Below are 12,028 nucleotides of genomic sequence, written 5' to 3'. Positions count from 1 at the left end.
CGCGAATTTCACATTCGCGAAACGAACGAAGGCGACCCCAGGGTCGCCTTCGTGCTGTCTGCCGTTCTTAAATCTTTGCGGTAACGACCATTTTTTTCGCGTGCGCCAGGGATTCCTTGGTGAGGTCGATGCCGCCGAGCATCCGCGCGACTTCTTCAACGCGATCATTCTTGCTCAGTTTGGAAACGGCCGTGTGGGTCGCCTCTTCGCCACGCACCTTGTGCACAAATAGATGCTGATGCCCTTGCGCCGCCACTTGCGGCAAGTGAGTCACTGTCAGCACCTGTCCGCGCTCACCGAGGCGACGCAGTAGCTGGCCGACAATCTCGGCCGTCGGGCCGCCGATGCCTACGTCTACTTCGTCGAATACCAGGGTGGGTACCCGTGAGGTCTGTGCGGTGATCACCTGAATCGCCAGGCTGATCCGCGACAGCTCACCACCCGAGGCTACTTTGGCCAAAGCTTTCAAGGGCTGGCCGGGGTTGGCGCTGACCAGCAGTTCTACCTGTTCGAGCCCGTTAGGCAACAATTCATCGCTGCTGTTGGGGCGCAACTCGATGGTGAAGCGGCCGCCGGGCATGCCCAGTCGCTGGATTTCCTGCTCTACGGCGCTGGCCAGGCTGCTGGAGGCCTGGTGGCGCAAATCGCTCAGTTCGCGAGCCTTCTCCTGATAGTGGCGGGCATAAGAAGCCAGTTCATCGCTCAGGCGCTCGATGGATTCATCATTGGCGTTCAGGGTTTCAATTTCATCCAGCAAGCGCTGTTGCATCTCGGCGACCTCGGTCGGCTGGATGCGGTGCTTGCGCGCCATGGTGTAGATCGCATCGAGGCGTTCTTCCAGGTACTGCAGGCGCGCCGGATCGGCATCGAAGTTATCGAGGAAGCGATTCAGTTCGCCCACGGCCTCTTCAACCTGGATCTGTGCACTGGTCAGCAAACTGCTGGCTTCACCCAGTGCGCCGATCGAGTTGTTCACGCTCGACAGGCGGTTGAGGCTGGCGGTCAGGGCGTTCAGGACATTGCCGGAATCACTTTCGCTGCATTGTTCGACCACTTGCCGGCAGATGCCCAGCAGGGTTTCGGCGTTGGTCAGGTTCTTGTGTTCCTGCTCCAACTGCTCCAGTTCGTTGTCACCGAGGCCGAGGTTTTCCAGTTCTTCGAGTTGATAGCTGAGCAGTTGATGGCGGGCGCGTTGTTCATCGCCGGAGTTGGAGAGGCGCTCCAGTTCCTGGCGAGTCTGGCGCCAGCGTTGGGCGGCCAATTGCACCTGGCGGGCAAGGTCGGTGGCGCCGGCGTATTCGTCGAGCAGGCGGCGGTGAGTATCTGTCTTGAGCAGGGATTGGTGCTCGTGCTGGCTGTGGATATCGATCAGCAACTCGCCCAGGGCCTTGAGATCACCAAGCGGGCAGGGCGTGCCATTGATATAGCCGCGGGAGCGCCCTTCAGCGGTGATCACCCGGCGCAGGATGCACGGGCCATCGCTTTCAAGGTCGCGCTCGGCCAGCCAGGCACTGGCTTCGGGAATATCGACCAGGTCGAAGGTGGCCAGGATGTCGGCCTTGTCGGCACCCGGGCGGACCACGCCACTGTCGGCGCGATCGCCCAGGGTCAGGCCGAGGGCGTCGAGCATGATCGACTTGCCGGCGCCGGTTTCCCCTGTGATCACACTCATCCCGCGATCGAGTTCGAGATCGAGATGTTCAACGATGGCGTAATTGTGTACGGACAGGTGCACCAGCATTAAGGCCGCTCCCAGGCTTTAGGTCTGGTTATTTATACAGTGTTTTATTTGCGGCTGACAATGCCCTCGCTTAGCTCGATTTGATTGATCCGACGAAATCGTTAGCGCATCGGGAAATGACAATGCAGCTGTTTTTTGTAGGGTTAATCACAACAAACCCCTTGAAGCTGATTTTTGCGGCCCCATATAGCTGGGCAGAAGCGCGAGTTGAGCTCGCGGACGATATTGAAAGGAGAAATCTATGGCTGACGAACAGACAGTGGATACGCAAAATCAAGAAGCCAACCAGGGCTCCGCGGCTTCGGGTGAAGACCTCGCGGCTCGTGTACAAGTGCTCGAAGAGCAACTGGCAGGCGCGCAGGATCAGGCTTTGCGTGTTGCCGCCGATCTGCAGAACGTCCGCCGTCGCGCCGAGCAGGATGTCGAAAAGGCTCACAAATTCGCTCTGGAAAAATTTGCCGGTGATCTGCTGCCGATCATCGACAGTCTTGAGCGTGGTCTGGAGTTGTCCAACCCGGACGATGAAAGCATCCGCCCAATGCGCGAAGGCATCGAGCTGACCCTGAAAATGTTCCAGGACACCCTGAAGCGTTATCAGCTGGAAGCGATCGATCCGCATGGCGAACCGTTCAACGCCGTTCTTCATCAGGCAATGGCCATGCAGGAAAGCGCTGACGTCGAGCCGAACAGCGTGCTCAAGGTGTTCCAGAAGGGCTATCAGCTCAATGGTCGTCTGCTGCGCCCGGCCATGGTCGTGGTCAGCAAGGCACCGGCACCGGTTTCGCCTTCGATTGACGAGCAGGCTTGAAATTAGCCGCAAGGCCCCCATTTAGAAGTCAAGCGTTTAAGTGCTACCGCAGTTAGCCACCACTGCTGCGGCAACCAAATCCAAAGTTTCGGGAGAGTGAACATGGGCAAAATTATCGGTATCGACCTGGGGACTACCAACTCCTGCGTCTCCGTGCTTGAAAACGGCGTAGCCAAAGTTATTGAAAACGCTGAAGGCGCGCGTACCACGCCGTCGATCATCGCTTACGCCAACGACGGCGAAATCCTCGTTGGTCAGTCGGCCAAGCGTCAGGCTGTGACCAATCCGCACAACACCCTGTATGCGGTGAAGCGTCTGATCGGTCGTAAGTTCGACGAAGAAGTCGTGCAGAAAGACATCAAGATGGTCCCTTACAAAATCGCCAAGGCTGACAACGGCGACGCTTGGGTTGAAGTGAACGGCCAGAAAATGTCGCCGCCACAGATCTCGGCTGAAATTCTGAAGAAAATGAAGAAGACCGCCGAAGATTACCTCGGCGAGCCAGTGACCGAAGCGGTGATCACCGTTCCGGCCTACTTCAACGACAGCCAGCGCCAGGCGACCAAAGACGCCGGCCGCATCGCGGGCCTGGACGTTAAACGTATCATCAACGAACCAACCGCAGCCGCTCTGGCTTACGGTATGGACAAGGCGAAAGGCGATCACACCGTGATCGTTTACGACTTGGGCGGCGGTACCTTCGACGTTTCCGTGATCGAAATCGCTGAAGTCGATGGCGAGCACCAGTTCGAAGTATTGGCCACCAACGGTGACACGTTCCTGGGCGGTGAAGACTTTGACATTCGTCTGATCGACTACCTCGTCGACGAATTCAAGAAAGAAAGCGGCATGAACCTCAAAGGTGACCCGCTGGCCATGCAGCGCCTGAAAGAAGCCGCTGAAAAAGCCAAGATCGAACTGTCTTCGAGCATGTCGACCGACGTGAACCTGCCGTACATCACTGCAGACGCCACCGGTCCTAAGCACTTGAACGTGAAAATTTCCCGCGCCAAGCTGGAAGCGCTGGTTGAAGACCTGGTTCAACGCACCATCGAACCTTGCCGCATCGCTCTGAAAGACTCCGGCATCGAAGTTGGCTCGATCAACGACGTGATCCTGGTAGGCGGTCAGACCCGTATGCCACTGGTTCAGAAGCTGGTGACCGAGTTCTTCGGTAAAGAAGCACGTAAAGACGTGAACCCGGACGAAGCTGTTGCCATGGGTGCTGCTATCCAGGGCGCTGTATTGGCCGGTGACGTGAAAGACGTTCTGCTGCTGGACGTCAGCCCGCTGACCCTGGGTATCGAAACCATGGGTGGCGTGATGACCGCGCTGATCGAGAAAAACACCACGATTCCTACCAAGAAATCGCAAGTGTTCTCGACTGCCGACGACAACCAGGGCGCCGTGACCATCCACGTGCTGCAAGGCGAGCGTAAGCAAGCCGCCCAGAACAAGTCCCTGGGCAAGTTCGACCTGGCCGAGATTCCACCAGCACCACGTGGCGTGCCACAAATCGAAGTGACCTTCGACATCGACGCCAACGGCATCCTGCACGTAGGCGCCAAAGACAAGGCCACCGGCAAGGCTCAATCGATCGTGATCAAGGCAAACTCCGGTTTGTCCGATGAAGAGATCGAGAAAATGATTCGCGATGCTGAAGCGAACTCCGAGGAAGACCGCAAGTTCGAAGAGCTGGCCACTGCCCGCAACCAGGGCGATGCACTGGTTCACTCGACTCGCAAAATGGTCACTGAAGCAGGCGACAAAGTGACTGCTGAAGAGAAGACTGCAATCGAAGCTGCTGTTGTTGCTCTGGAAGCCGCTGTTAAAGGCGACGACAAAGCTGCAATCGAAGCCAAGGTTGAAGAGCTGTCGAAAGTCTCCGCTCCAGTGGCGCAGAAGATGTATGCCGAACAGGCTCAGCCTGCTGAAGGCGCAGCACCGCACGACGAAAAAGCTGAAAAAGCCGACGACGTTGTCGATGCCGAGTTCGAAGAAGTCAAAGACCACAAGTAAGTTGTTGGTCGCCCGGTTGACTGCCTTTAGGCGGTGACTGGTAGGATGTCGCCGCGCGGGAGCCTGCTCCCGCGTTGGCGTGTCTGGAGTACACGAATTTTTACAGCATGCGACAAGTTCGTGTGCTGGCGGTATGGCCGGGAATGCTCCTGCTTTTCGAGCCGAAAGTACCGCAGTGAATCAAAGACCAGGATCGTTGAATTGACGTGAGTTGGGTCCGGGCCTGTATTGGGGCTCAACGAGTTCGGCAGGGCTCAGGAGAGGTTTGCCGAACGTCCTTAAGAGTGCAAAGACTTATGGCAAAGCGTGACTATTACGAAGTATTGGGTGTTGAGCGTGGCACAAGCGAAGCGGACCTGAAAAAGGCCTACCGTCGCTTGGCGATGAAGCACCACCCGGACCGTAATCCCGATGACAAAGCGTCGGAAGAGATGTTCAAGGAGGCCAACGAGGCCTACGAAGTGCTGTCCGATTCCAGCAAGCGCGCGGCGTACGACCAATACGGTCATGCCGGTGTCGACCCAAGCATGGGCGGCGGCGGTGCCGGGTTTGGCGGTCAGAACTTCTCCGACATCTTTGGCGATGTCTTCAGTGACTTCTTCGGTGGCGGTCGCGGCGGTGCTCGTGGCGGCGCTCAGCGCGGCAGCGACCTGCGTTACACCCTGGAACTGAATCTGGAAGAAGCGGTACGCGGTACCACCGTGAATATCCGCGTTCCGACACTGGTCAACTGCAAGCCGTGCGATGGCTCGGGTGCCAAGAAAGGCTCTTCGCCAGTCACTTGCCCGACGTGCGGCGGTATCGGTCAGGTCCGCATGCAGCAAGGTTTCTTCTCGGTGCAGCAGACCTGCCCGCGCTGCCATGGCCAGGGCAAGATCATTTCCGACCCGTGCAACTCCTGCAACGGTGACGGTCGCGTTGAAGAATACAAAACCCTTTCCGTGAAAGTGCCGGCCGGTGTCGACACCGGTGACCGCATTCGTCTGTCCGGCGAAGGCGAGGCGGGTGCTCAGGGTGGTCCGACGGGCGATCTGTACGTGGTGATCAACGTGCGCGAGCACGCGATCTTCCAGCGTGACGGCAAGCACTTGTTCTGCGAAGTGCCGATCAGTTTCGTCGATGCGGCGCTAGGTGGCGAGCTGGAGATTCCGACCCTTGATGGTCGGGTCAAGCTGAAGATCCCTGAGGGGACTCAGACCGGCAAGCAGTTCCGTGTTCGCGGCAAAGGCGTTGCGCCTGTGCGTGGCGGCGGTGCCGGTGACTTGATGTGCCGTGTTGCCGTGGAAACCCCGGTAAATCTGGGCCGTCGTCAGCGCGAATTGCTGGAAGAGTTCCGTAGCTCCCTGGCAGACGACAATAGTCATTCGCCGAAAACCACCGGTTGGTTCGAAGGCGTGAAGCGCTTCTTCGGCGATCTGTAAGGAGTGAGCATGCGACGTATAGCTGTGATGGGCGCCGCTGGCCGCATGGGCAAGATCCTGGTTGAAGCGGTGCAGCAACGTGCACCGCTGACCGGTCTGACAGCCGCCATCGTGCGTCCCGGCAGCACGCTGATTGGCGTGGATGCTGGCGAGCTGGCTTCGCTGGGGCGTATCGGTGTGCCGTTGTCCGGTAATCTGGATGCGGTCGCGGATGAATTCGATGTGTTGATCGATTTCACGCTGCCCGAAGTCATGCTGAAAAACCTGGCGTTCTGCCGCAAGGCGGGCAAAGCCATGGTCATCGGTACGACGGGGCTCGACGCTGCGCAGAAGCAGTTGCTGGCCGAGGCGGGCAAGGACATTCCTATCGTGTTCGCGGCCAACTTCAGTGTTGGCGTGAACCTGTCGCTGAAGCTGCTCGACATGGCTGCGCGCGTGCTGGGTGATGATGCTGACATTGAAATCATCGAAGCTCATCATCGGCACAAGATCGATGCACCGTCGGGTACGGCCCTGCGCATGGGTGAAGTGATTGCCAGTGCGCTGGATCGTGACCTGCAGAAGGTCGCGGTCTACGGGCGTGAAGGCCACACCGGTGTGCGCGAGCGTGAAACGATCGGTTTTGCCACTGTGCGCGGCGGTGATGTGGTCGGTGATCACACCGTGCTGTTCGCCTGTGAGGGCGAGCGCCTGGAAATCACGCATAAGGCGTCCAGTCGCATGACCTTCGCCAAGGGCGCTGTGCGTGCGGCGTTGTGGCTGGACAGTCGTGAGCCTGGCCTCTACGACATGCAAGACGTGCTCGACCTGCGTTAAGATGCAGCCGAAACCGGGTTCCAACATTGCGTTTGGGCCCGGTTTTATTACGCCAAGCGACGTCCTGTCGCATTCTCCGGCCTTTAGGGCTCATTGGCGGTAGACCAAAAAAGCCTTTTTCTGTAAGCTACAGCTTTAGTGTGTCCACTAAAAGCGCGCAGAATAATTCAGTGAAGAAGCGGGGTGACGTGTCCATACGTCACTCCGCTTTTTTACAACCTGCGATCGCCCTTTCAGGCTTTATTTACGGGAGGTCTTCTTGACTAAGCCAGCCATACTCGCCCTTGCTGATGGCAGCATTTTTCGCGGCGAAGCCATTGGAGCCGACGGTCAAACCGTTGGTGAGGTGGTGTTTAACACCGCAATGACCGGCTATCAGGAAATCCTTACCGATCCTTCCTACGCCCAACAGATCGTTACCCTGACTTACCCGCACATCGGCAACACCGGCACCACGCCGGAAGACGCCGAGTCCGACCGCGTCTGGTCCGCTGGCCTGGTCATCCGTGACCTGCCGCTGGTTGCGAGCAACTGGCGTAACACGATGTCCCTGTCCGACTACCTGAAAGCCAACAACGTTGTGGCAATCGCCGGTATCGACACCCGCCGCCTGACGCGCATCCTGCGTGAGAAAGGCGCGCAGAACGGCTGCATCATGGCCGGTGACAACATTTCCGAAGAAGCGGCCATCGCCGCGGCTCAAGGCTTTCCGGGCCTCAAAGGCATGGACCTGGCGAAAGTCGTCAGCACCAAGGAAACCTACGAGTGGCGCTCGACTGTCTGGGAGTTGAAAACCGACAGCCACGCGACCATCGACGCTTCCGAGCTGCCGTACCACGTGGTTGCCTACGACTACGGCGTCAAGCTCAACATCCTGCGCATGCTGGTCGAGCGCGGTTGCCGTGTGACCGTGGTGCCGGCGCAAACGCCTGCCGCTGACGTGCTGGCGATGAAGCCGGACGGTGTATTCCTGTCCAACGGCCCTGGCGATCCGGAGCCTTGCGACTACGCGATCCAGGCGATCAAGGATGTGCTGGAAACCGAGATTCCGGTATTCGGCATCTGCCTCGGTCACCAACTGCTGGCCCTGGCCTCCGGCGCCAAGACCCTGAAAATGGGCCACGGCCACCACGGTGCCAACCACCCGGTCCAGGATCTGGACAGCGGCGTGGTGATGATCACCAGCCAGAACCACGGTTTTGCGGTCGACGAAGCGACCTTGCCAGCCAACGTTCGTGCGATTCACAAATCGCTGTTCGACGGCACCCTGCAAGGCATCGAGCGTACCGACAAGAGCGCCTTCAGCTTCCAGGGTCACCCGGAAGCCAGCCCTGGCCCGAACGACGTAGCGCCATTGTTCGATCGCTTCATCAACGAAATGGCCAAGCGACGCTGATCGCTCGCCTTGATGCAGCAAAGCTTGAGGGCGGTCCCGACATCGGCGGCCCCCTCAAGGCTTCAAAGATTGAACAAGACGGCTTGCCGACTGACCTGCGGATTTGAGTGACAAACCCATGCCAAAACGTACAGACATTAAAAGCATCCTGATTCTCGGCGCTGGCCCGATCGTTATCGGCCAGGCCTGCGAATTCGACTACTCCGGCGCCCAGGCCTGTAAAGCCCTGCGCGAAGAGGGTTACCGCGTCATCCTGGTGAACTCCAACCCAGCGACCATCATGACCGACCCGGACATGGCCGACGCCACCTACATCGAACCGATCAAATGGCAGACCGTTGCCAAGATCATCGAGAAAGAGCGTCCGGACGCGCTGCTGCCAACCATGGGCGGCCAGACCGCTCTGAACTGCGCACTGGACCTGGAGCGCGAAGGCGTTCTGGAGAAGTTCGGCGTAGAGATGATCGGCGCCAACGCTGACACCATCGACAAGGCTGAAGACCGTTCGCGTTTCGACAAGGCGATGAAATCCATCGGCCTGGACTGCCCGCGTTCGGGTATCGCCCACAGCATGGAAGAGGCCAACGCCGTTCTTGAGCGCCTGGGCTTCCCGTGCATCATCCGTCCGTCCTTCACCATGGGCGGCACCGGCGGCGGTATCGCTTACAACCGTGAAGAGTTCGAAGAAATCTGCGCCCGTGGTCTGGACCTGTCTCCGACCAAAGAGCTGCTGATCGACGAATCCCTGATCGGCTGGAAAGAATACGAGATGGAGGTTGTCCGCGATAAGAAGGACAACTGCATCATCGTCTGCTCCATTGAGAACTTTGACCCGATGGGCGTGCACACCGGTGACTCGATCACTGTTGCGCCGGCACAGACCCTGACGGACAAGGAATACCAGATCATGCGTAACGCCTCCCTGGCGGTACTGCGCGAGATCGGCGTGGAAACCGGCGGCTCCAACGTTCAGTTCGGCATCTGCCCGGACACTGGCCGCATGGTCGTCATCGAGATGAACCCGCGGGTATCCCGTTCCTCGGCCCTGGCCTCGAAAGCCACCGGTTTCCCGATTGCGCGTATCGCTGCCAAGTTGGCGATCGGCTATACCCTGGACGAGCTGCAGAACGAAATCACCGGGGGCGCTACTCCGGCGTCGTTCGAGCCGTCGATCGACTACGTCGTCACCAAGCTGCCACGTTTCGCCTTCGAGAAATTCCCGAAAGCCGACGCACGCCTGACCACTCAAATGAAGTCGGTCGGTGAAGTCATGGCCATCGGCCGGACCTTCCAGGAATCCCTGCAGAAAGCCCTGCGCGGCCTGGAAGTGGGCGTTTGCGGCCTGGACGAGAAGCTCGACCTGGGCAACCCGGAAAGCATGAGCATCCTCAAGCGCGAACTGACCGTGCCGGGCGCCGAGCGCATCTGGTACGTGGCTGACGCCTTCCGCGCCGGCCTGTCGGTCGAAGACATCTTCGGCATGAACATGATCGACCCGTGGTTCCTGGTACAGATCGAAGATCTGATCAAGGAAGAAGAGAAGGTCAAGACCCTGGGTCTGGCCAGCATCGACCGCGACCTGATGTTCAAGCTCAAGCGCAAAGGCTTCTCGGACATGCGTCTGGCCAAGCTGCTGGGCGTGACCGAAAAAGCTTTGCGTCGCCACCGTCACAAGCTGGAGATCTTCCCGGTCTACAAGCGCGTTGACACCTGCGCGGCCGAGTTCGCCACCGACACCGCCTACATGTACTCGACTTACGAGGAAGAGTGCGAAGCCGCGCCGTCGGGTCGCGACAAGATCATGATCCTCGGCGGCGGTCCAAACCGTATCGGCCAGGGCATCGAGTTCGACTACTGCTGCGTACACGCGGCACTGGCCCTGCGCGAAGACGGTTACGAGACCATCATGGTCAACTGCAATCCGGAAACCGTTTCCACCGACTACGACACCTCCGATCGCCTGTACTTCGAACCAGTGACCCTGGAAGACGTACTGGAAATCTGCCGGGTCGAGAAGCCAAAAGGCGTGATCGTCCAGTACGGCGGCCAGACTCCGCTGAAACTGGCTCGTGCCCTGGAAGAAGCCGGCGTGCCGATCATCGGCACCAGCCCTGACGCCATCGACCGTGCCGAAGACCGTGAGCGCTTCCAGCAAATGGTTGAGCGTCTGAACCTGCGTCAGCCGCCAAACGCCACCGTGCGCAGCGAAGACGAAGCGATTCGTGCCGCGGCCAAGATCGGTTACCCGCTGGTGGTTCGTCCGTCCTACGTACTGGGCGGTCGTGCGATGGAAATCGTCTACGAAGAAGAAGAACTCAAGCGCTACCTGCGTGACGCAGTGAAAGTGTCCAACGACAGCCCGGTGCTGCTCGACCACTTCCTCAACTGCGCCATCGAGATGGACGTGGATGCAGTTTGCGACGGCACCGACGTGGTGATCGGCGCGATCATGCAGCACATCGAGCAGGCCGGTGTTCACTCTGGTGACTCCGCATGCTCCCTGCCGCCGTACTCGCTGCCTGCGCACATCCAGGACGAGATGCGCGAACAGGTCAAGAAAATGGCCCTGGAACTGGGCGTTATCGGCCTGATGAACGTTCAGTTGGCGCTGCAAGGCGAAGACATCTACGTCATCGAAGTCAACCCGCGCGCTTCCCGTACCGTACCGTTCGTGTCCAAGTGCATCGGTGTTTCCCTGGCAATGATCGCGGCACGCGTCATGGCCGGTAAAACCCTGAAAGAAATCGGCTTCACCAAAGAAATCATTCCGAACTTCTACAGTGTGAAAGAGGCGGTCTTCCCGTTCGCCAAATTCCCTGGCGTGGACCCGATCCTGGGCCCAGAGATGAAGTCCACCGGTGAAGTGATGGGCGTGGGCGACACCTTCGGCGAAGCGTTCGCCAAGGCTCAGATGGGTGCCAGCGAAGTGCTGCCGACCGGCGGTACCGCGTTCATCAGCGTGCGTGACGACGACAAGCCACTGGTTGCAGGCGTGGCCCGTGATCTGATCAACTTGGGCTTCGAAGTGGTTGCCACTGCCGGTACTGCCAAGCTGATCGAAGCCGCAGGCCTGAAAGTGCGCCGTGTGAACAAGGTGACTGAAGGTCGTCCGCACGTGGTCGACATGATCAAGAATGACGAAGTCACCCTGATCATCAACACCACCGAAGGTCGCCAGTCGATTGCTGACTCGTACTCCATTCGTCGTAATGCCTTGCAGCACAAAATCTACTGCACCACCACCATTGCTGCTGGCGAAGCCATCTGCGAAGCGCTGAAGTTCGGTCCCGAGAAGACCGTACGCCGCTTGCAGGATCTACACGCAGGATTGAAGGCATGATCAAGTACCCAATGACCGTCCAGGGCGCTAAAGCCCTGGAAGAAGAACACGCTCACCTGACCAAGGTCGTCCGTCCGAAGCTCAGCCAGGACATCGGTACGGCCCGGGAATTGGGTGACTTGAAGGAAAACGCCGAATACCACGCAGCTCGTGAGCAGCAAGGTATGGTCGAGGCGCGGATTCGTGACATCGAAGGCCGGATTCAGAATCAGGTCATCATTGACGTCACGAGCATTCCTCACACCGGCAAAGTGATTTTCGGCACCACCGTTGAAATCGCCAACGTCGAGACTGATGAGCGCGTCACTTACCACATCGTGGGTGAGGACGAGGCTGACTTCAAACTCGGCAAGATTTCGGTAGGTTCGCCATTGGCCCGCGCCTTGATTGCCAAGGAAGAGGGTGATGTGGTTGCCGTGAAAACGCCGGGTGGCGTTATCGAGTACGAGATTGTCGAAGTCCGCCACATCTGAAAGAAGGCGCCCGC

Annotated in this window: 8 protein-coding genes; 7 read left to right on the top strand and 1 reads right to left on the bottom strand. The window is 58.8% G+C overall.

The annotated features are described in order from the left end of the window. Positions 1 to 67: 67 nt before the first annotated feature. Positions 68 to 1,741: a DNA repair protein RecN gene (gene recN / locus KGB24_RS10550; protein WP_007942901.1), complete on the bottom strand. Its 1,674-nt coding sequence runs from the start codon at positions 1,739 to 1,741 to the stop codon at positions 68 to 70. Between the two features lie 241 nt (positions 1,742 to 1,982). On the opposite strand from recN, the gene grpE reads away from it, so the two are divergent. From grpE to greA, 7 genes are all read left to right on the top strand, one after another. Continuing rightward, on the top strand, positions 1,983 to 2,549 hold the full coding sequence (gene grpE / locus KGB24_RS10545; RefSeq protein ID WP_008029789.1) for a nucleotide exchange factor GrpE: 567 nt from the start codon (positions 1,983 to 1,985) through the stop codon (positions 2,547 to 2,549). Between the two features lie 102 nt (positions 2,550 to 2,651). After that, positions 2,652 to 4,568, top strand: coding sequence for a molecular chaperone DnaK (dnaK, locus tag KGB24_RS10540; protein ID WP_008029786.1), 1,917 nt, complete (start codon positions 2,652 to 2,654; stop codon positions 4,566 to 4,568). 296 nt (positions 4,569 to 4,864) lie between these two features. Beyond that, a complete protein-coding gene (gene dnaJ / locus KGB24_RS10535) occupies positions 4,865 to 5,989 on the top strand; it encodes a molecular chaperone DnaJ (RefSeq protein WP_008029785.1) in 1,125 nt (374 codons plus the stop codon). Between the two features lie 9 nt (positions 5,990 to 5,998). Continuing rightward, positions 5,999 to 6,805 (top strand): 4-hydroxy-tetrahydrodipicolinate reductase, encoded by an 807-nt coding sequence (gene dapB / locus KGB24_RS10530; RefSeq protein WP_008036522.1) that lies wholly within the window; start codon positions 5,999 to 6,001, stop codon positions 6,803 to 6,805. 259 nt (positions 6,806 to 7,064) lie between these two features. After that, entirely contained in the window at positions 7,065 to 8,201 is a 1,137-nt protein-coding gene (gene carA / locus KGB24_RS10525; protein ID WP_008029779.1) for a glutamine-hydrolyzing carbamoyl-phosphate synthase small subunit, read from the top strand. A gap of 118 nt (positions 8,202 to 8,319) precedes the next feature. Then, positions 8,320 to 11,541, top strand: a complete 3,222-nt coding sequence (gene carB / locus KGB24_RS10520) for a carbamoyl-phosphate synthase large subunit (RefSeq protein WP_223414120.1) — start codon at positions 8,320 to 8,322, stop codon at positions 11,539 to 11,541. Further along, the gene (gene greA / locus KGB24_RS10515) at positions 11,538 to 12,014 is read left to right on the top strand and encodes a transcription elongation factor GreA (RefSeq protein WP_008029775.1); all 477 of its coding nucleotides are present in this window, start codon (positions 11,538 to 11,540) and stop codon (positions 12,012 to 12,014) included. The genes carB and greA overlap by 4 nt, the downstream gene beginning before the upstream one ends. Positions 12,015 to 12,028: the final 14 nt, after the last annotated feature.

The organism is Pseudomonas sp. BF-RE-25 (assembly GCF_019956105.1).
GTDB classification, from domain to species: Bacteria; Pseudomonadota; Gammaproteobacteria; order Pseudomonadales; family Pseudomonadaceae; genus Aquipseudomonas; species Aquipseudomonas migulae.
Note: the sequence above shows the minus strand (reverse complement) of the source record. Positions and strands in the feature narration are given on the sequence as shown.